16 protein-coding genes and 1 riboswitch are annotated in these 17,999 nt (G+C 46.6%); of the genes, 9 read left to right on the top strand and 7 right to left on the bottom strand.

Annotated elements, in window-relative coordinates:
- Positions 1-61 precede the first annotated feature (61 nt).
- The 3 genes from rsiV to BR62_RS0118705 all read right to left on the bottom strand — a co-directional run bounded on the left by rsiV (position 62) and on the right by BR62_RS0118705 (position 2,648).
- Entirely contained in the window at positions 62-922 is an 861-nt protein-coding gene (gene rsiV, locus BR62_RS0118715) for an anti-sigma-V factor RsiV (RefSeq protein WP_012116981.1), read from the bottom strand.
- Entirely contained in the window at positions 922-1,419 is a 498-nt protein-coding gene (locus BR62_RS0118710) for an RNA polymerase sigma factor (RefSeq protein WP_032871769.1), read from the bottom strand. Before BR62_RS0118710 ends, rsiV begins: the two co-directional genes overlap by 1 nt.
- A gap of 188 nt (positions 1,420-1,607) precedes the next feature.
- A complete protein-coding gene (locus BR62_RS0118705) occupies positions 1,608-2,648 on the bottom strand; it encodes a 2,3-butanediol dehydrogenase (protein WP_007408876.1) in 1,041 nt (346 codons plus the stop codon).
- Between the two features lie 363 nt (positions 2,649-3,011).
- Between BR62_RS0118705 and BR62_RS0118700 the strand changes: the two genes are divergently transcribed.
- Positions 3,012-3,380, top strand: a complete 369-nt coding sequence (locus tag BR62_RS0118700; protein WP_007408877.1) for an RlpA-like double-psi beta-barrel domain-containing protein — start codon at positions 3,012-3,014, stop codon at positions 3,378-3,380.
- Between the two features lie 65 nt (positions 3,381-3,445).
- A complete protein-coding gene (locus tag BR62_RS0118695) occupies positions 3,446-4,492 on the top strand; it encodes a TolB family protein (protein ID WP_025284362.1) in 1,047 nt (348 codons plus the stop codon).
- Between the two features lie 30 nt (positions 4,493-4,522).
- Here the strand turns inward: BR62_RS0118695 and BR62_RS19790 are convergent, their stop codons facing one another.
- The 4 genes from BR62_RS19790 to gabP form a co-directional block, all read right to left on the bottom strand.
- Complete coding sequence (locus BR62_RS19790; RefSeq protein ID WP_032871768.1) at positions 4,523-4,681, bottom strand: hypothetical protein; 159 nt, start codon at positions 4,679-4,681, stop codon at positions 4,523-4,525.
- Positions 4,682-4,779: 98 nt separating this feature from the next.
- Positions 4,780-4,989, bottom strand: a complete 210-nt coding sequence (locus tag BR62_RS0118685; RefSeq protein ID WP_007408879.1) for a cold-shock protein — start codon at positions 4,987-4,989, stop codon at positions 4,780-4,782.
- A 204-nt stretch (positions 4,990-5,193) separates the two neighbouring features.
- A complete protein-coding gene (gene cotA, locus BR62_RS0118680) occupies positions 5,194-6,732 on the bottom strand; it encodes an outer spore coat copper-dependent laccase CotA (RefSeq protein ID WP_032871767.1) in 1,539 nt (512 codons plus the stop codon).
- Between the two features lie 108 nt (positions 6,733-6,840).
- Positions 6,841-8,226 (bottom strand): GABA permease, encoded by a 1,386-nt coding sequence (gabP, locus tag BR62_RS0118675; RefSeq protein ID WP_032871766.1) that lies wholly within the window; start codon positions 8,224-8,226, stop codon positions 6,841-6,843.
- A 386-nt stretch (positions 8,227-8,612) separates the two neighbouring features.
- Here gabP and BR62_RS0118670 point away from each other — a divergent pair, with 386 nt between their 5' ends.
- From BR62_RS0118670 to BR62_RS0118640, 7 genes are all read left to right on the top strand, one after another.
- Positions 8,613-9,485: a cation diffusion facilitator family transporter gene (locus BR62_RS0118670; RefSeq protein ID WP_032871765.1), complete on the top strand. Its 873-nt coding sequence runs from the start codon at positions 8,613-8,615 to the stop codon at positions 9,483-9,485.
- A 138-nt stretch (positions 9,486-9,623) separates the two neighbouring features.
- Positions 9,624-10,586, top strand: coding sequence for an AAA family ATPase (locus BR62_RS0118665; protein WP_007408884.1), 963 nt, complete (start codon positions 9,624-9,626; stop codon positions 10,584-10,586).
- On the top strand, positions 10,586-11,770 hold the full coding sequence (locus tag BR62_RS0118660) for a DUF58 domain-containing protein (RefSeq protein WP_032871764.1): 1,185 nt from the start codon (positions 10,586-10,588) through the stop codon (positions 11,768-11,770). The genes BR62_RS0118665 and BR62_RS0118660 overlap by 1 nt, the downstream gene beginning before the upstream one ends.
- A gap of 18 nt (positions 11,771-11,788) precedes the next feature.
- Positions 11,789-13,996 carry a DUF4129 domain-containing transglutaminase family protein gene (locus BR62_RS0118655; RefSeq protein WP_032871763.1) on the top strand — a complete coding sequence of 736 codons (2,208 nt, stop codon included), beginning with the start codon at positions 11,789-11,791 and terminating at the stop codon, positions 13,994-13,996.
- Positions 13,997-14,159: 163 nt separating this feature from the next.
- Positions 14,160-15,701, top strand: a complete 1,542-nt coding sequence (guaA, locus tag BR62_RS0118650) for a glutamine-hydrolyzing GMP synthase (RefSeq protein WP_007408887.1) — start codon at positions 14,160-14,162, stop codon at positions 15,699-15,701.
- Positions 15,702-15,805: 104 nt separating this feature from the next.
- The gene (locus BR62_RS0118645; RefSeq protein WP_032871762.1) at positions 15,806-16,339 is read left to right on the top strand and encodes a sigma-70 family RNA polymerase sigma factor; all 534 of its coding nucleotides are present in this window, start codon (positions 15,806-15,808) and stop codon (positions 16,337-16,339) included.
- Positions 16,321-17,757, top strand: a complete 1,437-nt coding sequence (locus BR62_RS0118640) for a DUF4179 domain-containing protein (RefSeq protein WP_032871761.1) — start codon at positions 16,321-16,323, stop codon at positions 17,755-17,757. The genes BR62_RS0118645 and BR62_RS0118640 overlap by 19 nt, the downstream gene beginning before the upstream one ends.
- A gap of 123 nt (positions 17,758-17,880) precedes the next feature.
- Positions 17,881-17,982: riboswitch (purine riboswitch) on the top strand.
- Positions 17,983-17,999 lie beyond the last annotated feature (17 nt).

The following is a 17,999-nucleotide window of genomic DNA, read 5'->3' as shown; positions in this document are numbered from 1 at the left end:
GCTGTTGCGGGACGAAAGAAAAAATCCATGATCTGCGGATATCATGGATTTTTTTCTTTCTTTATCTGATGTAGCGGTCTCCGACAAGCAGCTTGGAGATGACGGAGGTCGGTATTGTAAACTCTGTAACGCCCATATATCCGGGTGCCGCTTCATATTCGTCAAATGAAATAACAAGTTTGTGCTTATCTGTAATATAAAAATTCTGGTCGGCGCGGATGGCTTTAAAAGGCTCCGTCATATCATCATCTTCGACCCAGTATATTTTATTCGGATCTTCTTTCATCTGTTTTTTCATTTGTTCTTTAATATTTTCGCTGATGACTTTAATATAACGGTCATCTTTAAATAAACTCTTTAACGTAAGCACGGCCTCATTCTTTTTATCAATCGTGATGTAACGGCTTTGCGTATAAGATGAAGCTTGTGTTTTTTCGATATCACGGCGGATTGAGATCAAATCCGCTGTGTCAGTAACGGTTTCATAATCGCTGTAAATACTGAGGTGGCCTTTTTTGCTTTTTGAGGTCGCCTTCATAAATTCCTGATACAGCTCTTTGCTTTCTTTCATATAATGCCGATTGATGCTGTCTTCGAGTTTATGATCGGAAAGTCCGGACAGAGCGGGCGTTTTCACATCAATGCTTGATTGGTTCTTTTCTTCCTTCATCTCCGTGAATGTGATGGCTTGGACGACTTTGCCGATGACGGGGATTTTAGACATGGCTTGTGCGGCATCCGGGTTGATATTGACAACGGCGGTAAATAAGACGGCCGCAGCGACTGCCGCAGATGTCGGCCACATTACGATTCGTTTTTTCTTCGGTTTTTGCTGAAGGGCTTTTTCGACAATGCTGTCCAGTTCCTTAGGAATGGGCACACTTTTATACTCTTCTCTTAATTGTTCTAATCTCTTTTCCATTAAGAAAAATCCTCCTTCGTCAGCTGAATGCGCATGAGCTTCAGCCCCCTGTAAAGGCGTGTTTTGACGGTGTTGATGTTCTCCCCCGTGATATCCGCGATTTCTTCTAATTTCAGGTCTTCAAAGAAACGCAGAATGATAATGGTTTTATATTGATGCGGCAGGTCATCAAGCGCTTCGTGAAGGTCTGTGTCTTTGTAGTGATCTTCCTTTCCGCGGCTTAAAAACTCGATCGTTTCATCGTCCATCACTTTCAGTTTTTTCTGTTTGCGGAGAAAATCAATGGCCGTGCGCACTAAAATTTTATAAAACCAGCTTTTGATCACATCGGGGTTTTTGACTGATTCGACCGATGTCAGCGCTTTTTGAATTGATTCCTGAACAATATCTAACGCGTCATCCTTGTTCTTTACGTAACTGTACGCCAGCCGGTAAAAGTCTTCCTTGCGCTCAGTTATGCACGTCACAAGCGACGCTTTGGCTGTTTCGTTCTTCATTGCTTCAAAGGGCTCCTTTTTTAAAAATACGTATCATAGGCTGCTGCCTAAGGATAGACGGGACAGGGTGAAAAATAGTTTGCGCAGAGGGGATCATTTTTAAAAGGAAAAGGAAGGAAAGACGATGAGATGAAAAAAAGAGCCGGAACGGCTCTTTTTCGGATGTGTCTGTTATTCAGCTAAACGATTTAGTTCGGTTTGACTAAGATTTTCACTTGGTTTTTCTCTTTGATTAAAGCGCCGAAGCCTTCTTCAATCAGATCGTCGAGCACGATTTTTTTCGTGACGAGCTTATCTGCTGAGAAGTAGCCCTCTTTCATCAGTGCAAGAACGGAAGGGAAGATGTCACGGTATCCGATAATGCCTTTTACGGTCCGTTCTTTGATAACGATATCGTTCGGATGAATTTCCGCTCCTTTTTCCCAAATGCTGACGATAACCGTTTCACCGGCAATGTTTGTTGACTGGATCGCCTGGCGGAGAACGACAGGAACGCCTGTTACTTCATAAGAAACATCAACGCCTCCGTTTGTGCGTTTAGCGATTTCTTCAACGACATCGTCCGTTTTTGACGGATCAATGATGATAGCGCCGAGTTCTTTCGCTTTTTCCTGGCGTTCCGGTGAAAGTTCAACCGCGTAAATATCTGTGGCGCCGGCCGCTTTCAAGGCTTCAATCACAAGCAGCCCGATCGGTCCGCAGCCAAAAACTGCCGCCTTGTCGCCCGCTTTTAATTTGCTTTGGCGGACGGCGTAAAGCGCTACCGCTGACGGCTCAACAAGCGCGCCCTGTTCGTAAGAAAGCTCTTCAGGAAGCTTAAACAGCAATTCTTCGTCAACGGATACATATTCAGAAAATCCGCCGCCGCCTCCGGCTAAGCCTAAGAATCCCATTTGTTCATCAAGGTTATAGGCTCCCTGATGTCCGTGTGTGGCAAAAATCGGTTCCACGACGACACGGTCGCCGACGCTGTAATTTTTGACGCCTTCGCCCACTTCAACGACTTCTCCTGAGAATTCGTGACCCATCGTGACGGGCGCCATTTCGTTTGTTAACGGATGAGGTTTGCCGACCGGAATAAAGATCGGGCCTCCCAAATATTCATGAAGGTCGCTTCCGCAAATCCCGCACCATTTGACTTTAATTTTGACTTTACCCGGTTCTGCTTTAGGTTCATCAATGTTTTCGATTCGAATGTCTTTTTGATTGTGCCATCTTGCCGCTTTCATTGATTATCACTCCTAGTCTGATTGAAACGAGTATAGGTACATGATCAATATGAACCACGGTTAAAAGGAATAAAGTGCCTGCTTCCTAAAGCCTGATTTCTCAAAATATATCATATTATGCAACTATCAATAGGCCTTATAAAAAGTCCATATTGAATGCAGAAATACTCTATGAATATTATAACGCTAATGAATTAAATTTTGTAGTATAATTTACCATGGAATTATATAGAACGGGAAATTGTGCCGTCGTTATGTGCATGTCTCATCACGTTGTAATGAACATGTAAAGTGATTGAAATATTATAATCGTCTTCTTGGTGTATAATTTTGCCTAGAATAAAGAATCAGGAGGACGAAAGCTTGAAGAAGTTATTCTTAGCCTTATTGATTTTAGCAGGAAGCACGCTGGGAGCGATCAGTTACTCTTCTGATGCAAGTGCTAAAAAAGTGAACGGAAATATTACATGGTATAATGGAGTCGGTAAAAAAGGATCTTCCGGTAAAAAACTGGGACACTGGGATTGCGCGACAAAATTAGGATTTGACGTTCCGAGAAACGGAACGAAAATCAGAGCTTATGCGAAAGCAAAACCGAAAAAGGTTATCACCGTATACAAAAATGATGTAGGCCGTCTGCCGAATGCCGTATTGGATGTCAGCCCGAAAGCGTTCAAAGCGCTCGGATATCCATTAAGCAAAGGAAGAGTATCCGGACACTACAGCTATTAAAATAGACCATCTTAAAAAGCAAGGACACTGATTCTTGCTTTTTCTGATTGACGGAGAGATTGATAATGAAGAAGAAACGATGGATCTGGATGTTGCTGGCTGCCGTTTTGGCGGCGGCGGTCATCGCGTCCGTTTTACTGATTAAAGGAAAAAGCGACGGCGGCGGGAAAGCCGTTGTCTCCGGCGGCCATGACAAGCTGCTTGTTTCCATTACAGACAAAGATCTGATGACGAAATATTACGAAGACAGCCGCGTGCTGTATGAGGAAAAGCTTTCGGCATATCCGGCGTTTGCGCTGGATGACGCCCATCAGGTGCTCTATTTTGTCGGGAATAATGACCAAAATGAGATGCGTCTCTATAAGCTTGATCTGAAGACGAAAAAGAAGACGGTGCTTTATAAAGGAACGGCAAGCGCTGACAGTCTGTTTTTATCAAAGGATCTGACGCATATTTATTTCCGTCTCGGAAAAGCGGATGAAGATATTTTCCGTCTCGCATCTTTTGATTTGAAAACGAAACGTTATGAAAATCTGTATCCCGCCGCCGATGAGAAAGACGACAGTGTGAGCAGCTTCTTTTATAACCGGAGCCAAAACGATTTTGCGCTTCTGCATTATTCCGTAAAAGAGGATTATCAAAAAACGGATGAGGCAAATGAGAAGGGGATTGACCCTGAACCGACGAATATCCGGTTTGCAGCAGGAGCGGGCGAACACCTTCAGGATCTGACAAATCTTGAGCAGTTTATCAGCGACGTGGCGGTGTCACCGGACGGAAAGAACCTTGTCTTTACATCTTATACACAAAAAGGGACGGAACAAAAAGCGTCCATCCGTCTGATGAATGTCAAAACGAAAAAAGATGAAACGATTATCTCAAACGGGAAGGACTTCGCTCCGCTGATTGATGCCCAGCCTCAGTTTTCTAAAGACGGCAGCATCATTTATTTCATGGCGGAAGCAAAAGGCGCTAAGCGTCTGAAGGATGAAACGGGGCGGAATGCGAAGGTCCGGACCATTTATGCTTATCATTTGGATACGAAAAAATGCGAAAAAGTCTGGGAAAATGACAACGGCATTATTAACAGTTTTTCCGTCATCCAATCATGAAAAAAACACTCAGCGCCCGCTGGGTGTTTTTTAATGAACAAAGCTGGCTGCGGCTGAGGCGAGCCATTTGAAAAAACGGAGAATCGGAACGGCAAAATGAAGCGTTTCGATGAATGACTGTGCGGCAAGGTTCATTTTCCGCCGTTTTGCAATTTCCTTCAGATCGTTCTGCTGCCGATCATTTTTCATGTTCATTGCTCTTTTGCATCATAAAAGGACATAATAACGCAAAGGCCTCTCATGAGACATGGAGGCCTTCTCTATGTTGAGACTCGTAAAAGGGAGGTCTAACTTGATGCCGTTTGATTATTGTTTTGGAGATTTACCAACGAACGGACGCCGTCGATCATTTTACTGCCGCAAAGGGGGCAAGTCGGGGTATCACTGCCGGCAAAATTCTTTCTGCTCCAGCCGATACAGTCCTCTTTTGTGCATTCCCACGTACTGACATCTTCTTTAGGCAGCGGTTCCTGATTACGTTTGTTGTAGTAAGACATAAAGTCACTTCTTCCCTTATGAATTTTCGTGCACTCCTTCATTGTCTCATACTTTTCCCTAATCTCCTAATTCCTTTTTCTATCCAGATTTCCAATGAGGGTGCATCGTCTTCCTGTTATTACAGTATATGCAAATAAGTGTCTTCTTATTTTTTCTTTTTGGATAAATAAAAAATCCCCTTCTCTAAAAGGGGTGATATTTGTTTACTGCTTATCCGTGACGTCCATCGGTCTCATCATGTCGTAATCTTCATGTTCTAAAATATGACAGTGCCATACGTAGCGTCCGCTGTAAGGAGCGAAGGTCGCCGCGATTCTGATGACCTCTCCCGAGTGCGCCTGCACGGTATCTTTCCAGCCTTTCTCACTTGGAGGAGGCGGGACGGCGGGGCCTGTATACACAATGTCGCCGAATTTGTTATAACGCTCTAAGTCAAAAGGACGCCGGTCAAGGATTTGGAAGGAAACAAGGTGCAAGTGTATCGGATGGGTTCCCCCCATCGGATTAATAATCGACCAGATTTCCGTTGTGCCGAGCTTCGGCGCTTCTGTCACAGGATCATGCCATCGCTTGTTATTCAGCGTCAAAACGGGCCGGCCGTATTTGTCTTGCGTATTTGTAAGTTTAAGCGTCCTGATATTGTGTATTCTCTTTGATGTCACATTAGGCATTGTTGAAAGATATTTAGGCTTCCGGCTTGTGTCTGCTCCCTTCAGCGGTTTTGTGACGCGGAATTGCATCACATTGGCGTCTGTATCCGGATCGGCGTCGCCCCCGCAGCCGGTGCCGTTCGTTAAAATGATATGTTCTCCGTCAAAGGCGGAGAAATCGATGAGCACATCATACCGCTCTGCCGGGGCTAAGCTGATAGATTGTGTTTTGACAGAGCGGGGAAGCAACCCGCCGTCAGAACCGATTTGGATAAACTTCCCGCCGTTATTGAGCGAGAGAGAAAATGTTCTCGTATTGGAGGCATTAAGGATGCGGAAACGATATGTCCGCGGTTCAACTTCCATATACGGCCACGCTTTACCATTGACGAGAATGGTATTTCCGCAAAAAAACGGGACGATGGAAGGGTCGGGCAGCGTTTCGGAAGGGGTAGCAGGCCCGCTCGGATAAGACAAGGAACCGTCGTCATTTAACGTGCGGTCCAAAATCATAAGCGGTACGTCGTACTCTCCGGAGGGAAGCTTCAGCTGCTTTTCTTTTCGCTCGCGGATGATATACATCCCGGCAAGCCCGGCGTACACATTGAGCCTCGTAATCGCCATGGCGTGATCGTGATACCATAACAGAGCCCCGCGCTGTTTGTTTGGATAATGGTATACCTCTCTCTCAAAATAAGGACCCGTTTCCTTAAAATCCTTTGTGAACCATGCTTCCGGGTAGCCGTCGCTGTCCGGCGGCGTTGCTCCTCCGTGTAAATGGACGACGGTTTTGACATCGGGTTCCTGATGGCCGCTTTCTGAATGGTGAATGGTATGATCCACTGGCAGAAAATGCTTATCCGGAAGGTCATTCATCCATTTAATATAGACGTTTTCATCTTGGTTCACGTCGATCGTCGGGCCGGGAAATAAACCGTTATACCCCCACAGCCGGGTCGGCGGGAGATCGCGGTGCAGCTTGTGAAAGCATTCCTTCATGGTGACTTCATAATACGTGCTGCCGTCTGATTTCTTCTGCGGCTGGAGTGTTTCGATAATCGGCAGTTCATCTGCAAATTTTTCTAGAGCCATTTTTCATCCTGTCCTTATCATTTATTGAAATCCTGTACTACAGTTAATGCTTCCTGGAACAGGTTGGTTAAAAAAACACCCGCCCTTTTTTGAGGGGGGTGTTTGCGGTTATTGCGCAATCCGGCTTTCGGAAGCGCTCTCTTTCGGTTTTTGTTTTTTGCGGAATACATATGAGGTAAGTACCAGCAGAGTAATAAATCCTGTCAGCAGAAATTCAGACCGCATTGAACTGATAAACAGCATAGATAACAAGATGGCGCAAATGGCGATGATCGTCAGGTAGGTTAAGTACGGATAAAACCACATTTTGATTTTAAGAGATTCAGGGTTTGTCCGTTCGATTTTCTTTCTCATTCTCAGATGTGAGACGGCGATGACGAGATAGACGAGCAGTGCGATCGCCCCTGATGAATTGACCAGGAACAAAAATACGGAGTCGGGAGAAAAGTAGTTCATAACAACGGCAATATAGGAGAAAAAGGTGCCGGCGATAATGGCTTGAACCGGTACGCCTCTTTTACTCAGTTTCATAAAACGCCGCGGCGCTTCATTTCGCTCTGCCAGTGAATACAGCATCCGTGACGTCGTATAAAGCCCGGAGTTCAGGCAGGACAGAACGGCTGTCAGGACGATGAAATTCATGATTTGAGCGGCAGCGGGAACCCCGATATGGCTCAAAACGGCAACGAAGGGGCTTTCCAAAATATTGGCTGAATCCCACGGCAGCAGTGTGACCACAACCGCAATGGAACCGACGTAAAAAATAATGATCCGCCAAACGACTGAGCGGGTCGCCTTTGTGACGGATTCGACCGGATTTGACGTTTCTCCCGCTGCGATTGCGACGATTTCAGATCCCATGAAAGAAAAAATGACAACGACGATGCCGAGCAGAACGGAACTTGGACCTTTAGGGAAAAATCCGCCGCTGCCCGCCAGATTTTCCAGCCCGACCGGTTTGCTGCCGGGGACGATTCCGAAAATGAACGCAAATCCCGCGATTAAGAAGACAACGATCGTCGCTACCTTCACTAAGGAAAGCCAGTATTCAAATTCGCCGAACGATTTAACTGAATAAATATTCGTCAGTGTTAACAGCACGGTCAGAAGCAGACTCGTCAGCCATAACGGAATGCCCGGGAACCAGTACTGTATGATTCCGGCGCCTGCAATGGCTTCAATGGCAATGACGATGACCCAGAAAAACCAATACAGCCATCCGATCGTAAAACCGGCCCAAGGACCGATGGCGTCATGCGCGTACTGTGAAAACGAACCGCTTGTCGGGTTGACGGAGGACATTTCCCCCAGCATTCTCATAATAAAAATCACTAATAATCCTGCTAAAGCGTAGGAGACAATCGCTCCGGGTCCGGTGGAATGAATGACGGATCCGCTTCCGACAAATAATCCGGCGCCGATCACGCCGGCAATTGAAATCATAGTCATATGCCGGGTTTTTAATCCCTTTGATAAAGAGTTAGGCTGATTCATTCTTTGCCTCCTTTTGGTTTGTTTATGCTGAATATTCCGACAAGTATTATTCTATCATAAATGCCACAGGCAGTTGAAAATGATGTAAGAAAATATGACATTTTTTCTCGTCCGTACAGCAGAAAGTGCCGGAAGGAAAAGAAGTAATTTCCTGTTATTTCTGTATTTTAATGGTTTTGAAAATAATTCCATGAACGTGGGTTGGCGAGAATCCTTGATACGATTGGGATGAGAGGGGTTTTGTGAATGAAAATAAGTTTCCTGAGTGCATAAATGTTCTATGCTTACTATTTTTCTGTGGAAAGTGAATCATGTTTCTATAGACCCACTGTGTCCTCGCTTTGTATGATAATGAAGGAAAAATTGAACGGGAAGGAGGATTTTCAGTGGAGAGATATCATGAATTGAAAAAAGGCGAAACCGGAGCGATTGTCAGTATTGGCGCATATGCGGCATTGTCGGCTGTGAAGCTTGTGATCGGTTATTTGTTTCACTCAGAAGCGCTTCAGGCCGACGGTTTAAATAATACGACTGATATCGCGGCATCTGCGGCTGTTTTCATCGGTTTGCGCATCTCTCAGAAACCTCCTGACGAAGATCATCCTTACGGCCATTTTCGGGCGGAGACCGTCGCGTCCCTCATCGCTTCCATTATTATGATGCTTGTCGGAATGCAAGTGCTGTTCAGCGCCGCGCAATCTATTTTTTCCGTTAAAGAGCAAACACCGGATATGATAGCCGCCTGGACGGCCGTGGGGAGCGCGGTCGTGATGCTGATGGTCTACCGCTATACGAAAGGGCTTGCGAAAAAGGTAAACAGCCAGGCGCTTTCAGCTGCGGCCGCTGATAATAAATCAGATGCGCTCGTCAGTATCGGCACGTTTATCGGAATTTTTGCTTCACAGTTCCATTTGGCTTGGGTGGATACGGTTACCGCGTTTATCATCGGGCTGATCATCTGCAAAACCGCGTGGGATATTTTTAAGGAATCCTCTCATTCGCTGACTGACGGTTTTGATGTCAAACATATTTCTGATTATAAAAAGACGATTGAACAGATTGCGGGCGTCAGCCGTTTAAAAGATATTAAAGCGAGATATCTGGGCAGCTCCGTTCATATTGATGTCGTCATTGAAGTGCCGTCAGATCTGAACATTAAAGAGAGTCATGAGATCGCAAATGAGGTAGAACGCAAGATGAAAGATGAACATGCCATTGACCATTCACACGTTCATATGGAGCCTCTCCAGCTGAAATAAAGCTTCCTTTCTAAAGGGAGCTTTTTCCTTTTTCAGACTGGAAACAATTCGCTGGAAACGTTTTTTTATACTGTTTATATTTTGTGGTAAAGTTAGGTTACGATAATTGAAATTTGAGAGATGACTAGGAGGAGAAGAATGGCTTATAAAGAAGAGCTGCATCCGCTGCTGGAGAAAGCCGTTGAGCATATTGAAAACATCATCATAGGAAAACGGGATATCGCCATACTCAGTCTGGCCGCCATTCTCGCAAAAGGGCATGTGCTGCTGGAAGACGTGCCGGGAGTCGGAAAAACGATGATGGTCCGCGCTTTGGCCAAGCTGATCGGAGCTGACTTTAAGAGGATTCAGTTCACGCCGGATCTTCTGCCGTCAGATGTGACGGGTGTCTCTATTTATAATACGAAAACGATGGAATTTGAATACCGCCCTGGACCGATCATGGGGAATATCGTGCTGGCTGATGAAATTAACAGAACCTCTCCGAAAACGCAGTCTTCCCTGCTTGAGGCAATGGAGGAAGGGAATGTCACGATTGACGGGAAGACAATGCGGCTGGCTGAGCCGTTTTTCGTCATGGCCACACAAAACCCGGTTGAATATGAAGGAACGTATCCGCTTCCCGAAGCCCAGCTTGACCGGTTTTTATTTAAGCTGCGCATGGGCTATCCGACTGCCGAGGAAGAGCTTCAAGTTCTGTCTTTGCAGGAAGGGCGCAATCCGCTTGAAACAATCGAGCCCGTCATTTCTAAAGAACAGTTTATCAGCCTTCAGCAAAAATTGGAGCAGGTGCGGGTGGATGATGGAATTAAAGCGTATATCGTCGGCATTACTCAGCATACCCGCCGGCATCCGTCCGTACATCTGGGCGTAAGTCCGCGCGGTTCAATCTCATTAATGAAAGCCGCGCAGGCGTACGCGCTGCTTCATGACCGCGATTACGTCATTCCTGATGACGTCCAGTATTTGGCTCCATATACGCTGCCGCACAGAATGATCTTGACCGCCGAGGCGAAATTTAACGATGTGACCCCGGAAGCGGTTATAGAAGACATCATGCAAACGGAAAAAGTCCCCGTTCAAAGGATGTCGGTCCGCTAATGAGAAAGAAGATGCATTGGCTTCTATATGGCTGGAAGCTGCTTATGTTGGCCGTACTGACGGCGGCTGTCTTTTCTTATGCCATGTTTCAGGGCGGATTTGTGAGCTGGTTTTTATTTTATGCGTTTTTGCCGTTTACCGTTTACGCCGGGCTGGTCGCTGTGTACCCGCTGCGGGCGTTTCAGGTGACGCGTGACGTGTCCTCTGCCCAGTTAACCTCAGGCGACAGGCTGTCTGTCACCATCAGGCTGACGAGGCGCCTGCCGTTTCCGCTGACATATATGGTCATTGAAGATGTGATGCCGGAAACGCTTGGCGAGAGGCGCAGTGCGAAACAGCTCGTGTTTCCGTGGTTTCAAAGGAAGCTGACGTTACAATATGAGCTGCCGCAGGTGCCGCGCGGAGAGCATCATTTACATACGATAAGAGTGCGGACGGGAGATGTTCTCGGGCTTTTGGACAAGACGGCGTCGTTTTCCGTTACGGATACGGTTCTGGTTTTCCCGGCGTACGGGTCTGTTCACTATAAGCCACAGGCCGCATCCGGAGAAGAGGGTGCGGCTGCCGGCGCTCTGTTTCAGGTACACCGCTCCGCAATGGCTGCGAGCGTCAGAAATTATCAGCCGGGCGACCGGTTTTCCGCACTTGACTGGAAAACATCGGCGCGGCGAAATGAGCTGATGACGAAGGAATTTGACCCGCTGCAGAGTGTGAATATGATTCTCCTTTTGGACTGCAGGCCGTCCCCATCGTTTGAAGCCGCGGTATCAGCTTCGGCATCCCTGCTTTACACGGCGCTTGTGAAGGGCTCTCCCGCAGGGTTTATTTCATTGGGGAGCGACCGGACCGTTTTTCCCGTTCGGGAGGGAGACCGGCATTTCAGAAAGATGCTGCGTTACCTGGCATCAGCTTCAGAATCGGAAGAAGCCGATGCAGGCGGGCGTTTAGGAAAAGAGCTGGCGGATCCGCGTGTCCGCAAAGCTTCCATTGCCGTCGTGACGGGCAGTCTTACAGAAGACCTTCTCAAACAGGCTGAGCCCGGCCGTGCTGACATGACGGTGTTTTTGGCGAAAGAAACGAATACCGCGCTTTCTGAGAAAGAACGGAAACTCGCTCTCATCTTCGCTCAAAAAAATATTAAGGTGCAAATGATCAGGGACAAACGGGTGTCCCATGTTGTTTAGAAAGAGAGGTGGCGCGCCATGCCGCATGACGAGAACCAGGGAAGCAGGCTGAGTCTGCTGCTGTTTTATTTTCTCGCTTTTTTATTGTTATGGGAATGGCTCAGGCCGCTGCACAATTTTACAGATACAAAACATACCGGTTTTTTCATCGTTTTTATCGGTTTGGCATTTCTGCTGTCATTCTTCCGGATGAGGTGGTACGTCACCGTGCCGTCCTGCATTCTGTTTACGTTGATCAGTATTCACATCCTGTTTTATAAAGGTTCGGTTTTTCAGCCGGAATGGCTCGTTTCTTTTTTGCGGGACGTGATGCAAAATGCCCGCCACATCGGGACCGGAAGATGGAATGATATGAATCCGTCATTCCGCACATTGCTGTTTTTTGTGCTTTTATGGCTGCTCGTGTATTTGCTGCATTACTGGGTGATCTATCAGCGGAAAATATTATTCTTTTTTATCATGACGGTGGCGTATATCACCGTGCTTGATACGTTTACTCCTTATGATGCCGCGTACGCCGTCATCCGGATCGTCTTTATCGGCTTTTTGATGATGGGGCTTTTGTATATGGAGCGCATCCGGCTTACGGAACACATAGCGTTTAAAAAAAGATTGATACTCAAATGGTTTCTGCCGCTGATGCTGTTTATCTGCGCTTCCGTCGTGTTCGGTCTGGCGGCTCCGAAATCAGACCCGAACTGGCCGGACCCCGTGCCGTTTCTTAAAAAAATAACAAACCACAAAGAAGTGCCCGCCGCCGAAAGCAAAATCGGCTACGGCAATCATGATGAAACATTGGGCGGCCCTTTTCAGCAGGATGATACGCCGGTTTTCACATGGAAGGGAAAAGAACGGGCGTACTTCCGGGTGGAAACGAAGGATACATACACGGGGAAAGGCTGGGTGGAGACCGATCAGGGCATGTCCTATAAACTGAACGGCGGCAACGTGGAAGATATATGGTTTGACCGGAGTGTGCAGACGAGACGGTATACGGCACAGGTGTCCATTGATGAGAATTATCTCTATAATCACGTCATGTATCCGATCGGCGTCTCCAATATTAAACCGAAGCACTCGATTCAGCTTGAAATGAACGGAAACACCGAGCAAATTACGCCGGTCAGTGAACAAGTGGGCAACATCCGCAATATGGGACGGTACACGGTGACTTTTCAGGCGCCCGTCTTTAAGCTGAATGATCTCAGAAAAGTGAAAGTGAAACGATACCGTGAGCAGAATCAATTCAATGACCGGTATTTACAGGTCCCCGACAGCCTTCCGAAAAGAGTGAGACAGCTTGCGGACAGACTGACGCGGGATCATCATAATATGTTCGATAAAGCGAAGGCGATCGAGGATTATCTCGGATCTTCCGCATTTTCGTATAATACACAGGATGTCGCGGTTCCGGAGCACAATCAGGATTATGTCGATCAATTTCTGTTTGAAACGAAAACAGGATATTGTGATAACTTTTCATCGGCAATGGCCGTGCTGCTCCGCTCTGCGGGAATTCCCGCCCGTTGGGTGAAGGGCTATACATCCGGCGAATATAAAGGGGCAGGCGACCATAACGGCCACATTTATGAAGTCACAAACAACAACGCCCATTCGTGGGTAGAAGTGTATTTTCCCGATCAGGGCTGGGTGACGTTTGAGCCGACGAAAGGCTTCACCAATCCGACGGAGTTTACGTCAGAGCAAAATCATACCGCGGCAAAAGACAGCGGAGGCTCAGCGGGAAATTCGGATGAACCGTCTGATAAGCAGCGTCAGGAAACAAAGCCGGAAAAAGAGGAAAAGCCGAAAAAGCGGGATCACAGCGCGGCACCGCAGCCTGTGATCCGCAACAAAACCGCGGCACAGCTATGGCCGTATGCAGCCATCGTCATCGTGATTTCAGCCGCGGCGGCACTCGCCTGGCTGCTCCGGGCGCGCTGGATTCCGCACGTTACAGCAGCCAGATTGAAGCGGCGAACGGATGAAGACGTCTTTTTCGACGCATATGCCGCGCTGCTCCGCCAGCTGAAACGAAAAGGATTCAGCAGGGGAGACGGAGAAACACTGCGCGATTTTGCTGCGAGGATTGACGAGGCGCACCATACAAACGACATGTCCGAGCTGACGCTACGCTATGAGCGGGCCTTATACCGCAGGGATAATGCCGCAAAGCTTTGGGATGAATCGGGACAGTTGTGGGAAAATATAATTAAAACAAGATAGTCTTGACCGCATATCGTCCTGTTGTTAGAATAAATGAATGTTAAATGGGAGCCCGGGAGCGTTAAAAAGCCGGGCTTCCGTACAAGTCTTGCGCGACAGAGGGCTGAACGTTTGTCCTCCGTTTTTTCTGTGTCAAAAACTTAGAGGAGATTAGGTGACAACCATGACGAAGTTAGTGAATGAAATGATTCTTGTTCTTGATTTCGGCAGTCAGTATAACCAGCTGATTACCCGCCGGATCCGTGAATTTGGCGTATATAGCGAGCTGCACCCCCATACGTTGACAGCTGAGGAAATCAAAGAAATGAATCCAAAAGGAATTATCCTTTCAGGCGGACCGAACAGTGTATATGATGAAGGATCTTTCCGCTGTGATGAAAAAATCTTTGAACTCGATATTCCTGTATTGGGCATCTGCTACGGCATGCAGCTGATGACTCATTACCTCGGAGGGAAAGTCGAGGCGGCAAGCCAGCGCGAATACGGAAAAGCGAACATTCAGATTCAAGGAACTCCTGACTTGTTCAAAGATCTTCCGGAAGAACAGGTTGTGTGGATGAGCCACGGCGATTTGGTTGTAGAAGTTCCTGAAGGCTTCACTGTTGACGCAACAAGCCATCACTGCCCGAATTCAGCGATGAGCAAAGCGGACAAGAATTGGTACGGCGTTCAGTTCCACCCGGAAGTGCGCCACTCTGAATACGGCAATGATCTTCTGAAAAACTTTGTATTCGGCGTTTGCGATTGTGAAGGCAAATGGTCAATGGAAAACTTTATCGAAATCGAAATGCAAAAAATCCGTGAAACAGTCGGAGACAAGCAGGTTCTATGCGCGCTAAGCGGCGGTGTTGATTCCTCTGTTGTGGCTGCTTTAATTCATAAAGCGATCGGCGACCAGCTGACTTGTATTTTCGTCGATCACGGCCTGCTTCGTAAAGGCGAAGCGGAAGGCGTCATGAAAACGTTCAGCGAAGGCTTTAATATGAATGTCATTAAAGTTGATGCGAAAGACAGATTCTTAAACAAGCTGAAAGGTGTTTCTGATCCTGAGCAAAAACGCAAAATCATCGGTAACGAATTCATTTACGTGTTTGATGATGAAGCGGACAAGCTGAAAGGCATCGATTACCTTGCGCAAGGAACGCTTTACACGGATATTATCGAGAGCGGTACTGCAACGGCGCAAACGATCAAATCGCATCACAATGTCGGCGGACTTCCTGAAGATATGCAGTTTGAACTGATCGAGCCGCTGAACACCCTTTTCAAAGACGAAGTGCGCGCGCTCGGCACAGAGCTCGGCCTTCCGGATGATATCGTATGGCGTCAGCCGTTCCCGGGCCCTGGACTTGGCATCCGCGTACTCGGCGAAGTAACGGAAGAAAAACTTGAGATCGTTCGTGAATCAGACGCGATTCTGCGTGAAGAAGTGGCGAACCACGGCCTTGAGCGCGACATCTGGCAGTACTTCACGGTTCTTCCTGACATCCGCAGCGTCGGCGTCATGGGAGATGCGAGAACGTATGATTACACAATCGGTATCCGTGCCGTAACATCAATTGACGGCATGACATCTGACTGGGCGCGTATCCCTTGGGATGTGCTCGAAGTGATTTCGACACGGATCGTCAATGAAGTAAAACACATCAACCGCGTCGTGTATGACATTACGAGCAAGCCGCCTGCAACGATTGAGTGGGAATAAATGAAGATAAAAAAACGTCTCTTTTAAAAAAGAGGCGTTTTTTTTTCATCTTTTTGAAACCGTTTTGCCCTGATTCATATCTAACAGCATAGGAGGTGGATAAGGTGAAGGAAGAACGATTGATCAAAAAGGCGAAAAAAGGTGATGCCGCAGCCTTTGAAAAACTGATCACAGCTCATCAGGAGACTTTATATAAAACAGCTTATCTCTATTTGCATCACAAGGAAGATACACTGGACGCTGTTCAGGAAACGGCTTACAAGGCTTTTCTTCATATCGCGCAGCTGAAGGAGCCGAAATATTTTAAAACGTGGCTGATCCGGATTTTGCTTCATACGATTTTTGCGATGAGGAAAAAGCACGGAGACGCCATCCCGTTTGAGCCGCAACATGATACACGCGCGGAGAATAAGAACATTGAAGAATACATAGATCTTCGGAATGCCCTGGAAACGCTTGACGAACATATACAGCTGACCATTCAGCTTTATTATTTTCAAGATTTCTCGATTGCTATGATCGCTGAACAGACCGGTATGGCGGAAGGCACTGTAAAAACGCATCTCCACAGGGCGAGAAAAGCATTGAAGCAGGAGCTGGAAAAGGAGGATAAACATATATGGAAAAGCATCAAATGAAGCAATTGTATCAGGACATTGACGTGCCGAAAGCTGAATTGAAAAACGTGATACACAGCGCCGCTGTCCGTGCCGGAAAAGAAGGCGCCGTCAGACGGAGATGGGGAAGAAAAGTGATAAACGGACTCGCGGTTGCTGCTGCTTTGTTTATTCTGTATCTGTCCTCAGGTTTATTCATGCCCTCCGTTAATACGGCTATGGGAAACATTCCTGTTGCCGGACAAATTTACAGTCTGTTTCAGGATAAGGCAGGTTCTGCGCTGTTTAAAAGCAATTTGGTGACAAAACTGAATGAGAAAGCGGAATCACGCGGAATCACGGTGACAGTGAAAAGTGTGTATTACGACAGCGGACAGCTCGTTTACAATTTTACCGTTGACAATTTGAAATCTGATGAGGAGGATATTCCTTTTGAAGTAGATTATAAAGACAGCCGGAATATATTATCTTTGGATTATGACAGTCAGGGCATGAAAAAAGTGAAAGACGGGCAGTACGGGGGGCAGCTTCGCTTTTTTGCGGACGGCCCAAAGATGAAAGACGGTGATAAGCTTCCGCTTGTCATTACACAAATCAAGGATATTCCCGGAAACTGGCGCTTTACACTCCCGATTAAAAAACAAAAGTCCGTTTCTCTTGAAGGAACGAAAGCTGTGAATGTAAACGGGTTATACCGCTTTTTCGATATCCGGGCGGAAAACGGAACGACGGGATCGGCTCTCCTGTATTCAGTCGACTTTCAAGATGCAGCTAAAAATGATGTCATCTCGATTGACGAAGCAACGGATGATGCCGGAAACCATTATGAAATGACGATGTCGAATATTGAACTTGGCAGCAGAAAGAACCTTCCCGGCGGCGGGAAAAGAATACGCGGCCAAACTCAATTCAGCAAACCGATAGACCCGAAAGCGAAAACACTTTTCATAACGGGCGATATAAAATCAGAATCAGAGCCGGGAGAAATCGTGCCTCTGAAAACAAAACTGCCCGTCAGTTATGAAACGAAACATCATGTCGGCATCACCATCAAAAAGATCAAACAGCAAGGCAGACGGGTAATTGTCGATTATCAATTCAGCGGAATTGATGTAAGCAAAACGGATAAAGATCAGCTGATGAATGTCGGTGAATCAATCGGTCTCGGCAATACGAAAAAAATGAAAACCTGGCCATCGCTTAATGAGTATGAAAAAGGCTATTATCTGAAAGGGAATAAGGCGAAAGTCACGAACCTTAAAACGGGTGAAATGGAATCTGTTTTTGAATTAGATGATTCATCAGATAAAGACTATTCATTGCGCGATTTTTCATTCGATTCATATGCTTTGTACGTCAATCAAACGGTTATGAACTTGCTGGCGGATGACAGCGGAATCACATTCGCGGTGCCGGTCCGGCCTGCGGACGGAAAATGATGTCTGGAAGGCGGGTTTTGCCGTCTTCCATTTTTGGTCAATTAACGAATAAACCAAATTTTTTTAACGGGATTGTTCGTTTTTTTTATTGAGTTTTCAAAATTGAATTGATACAATAGACTCAGAAATCAAATATGCAGATATCGTATAATGGCGGGGATATGGCCCGCAAGTTTCTACCAAGCTACCGTAAATGGCTTGACTACGGATCAATCTCAATCGTTTGATATAAATAATCCATT

This window comes from Bacillus sp. UNC69MF, assembly GCF_000746035.1.
Lineage (GTDB): Bacteria > Bacillota > Bacilli > Bacillales > Bacillaceae > Bacillus > Bacillus velezensis.
This window is presented reverse-complemented; position numbering and strand designations above follow the sequence as displayed.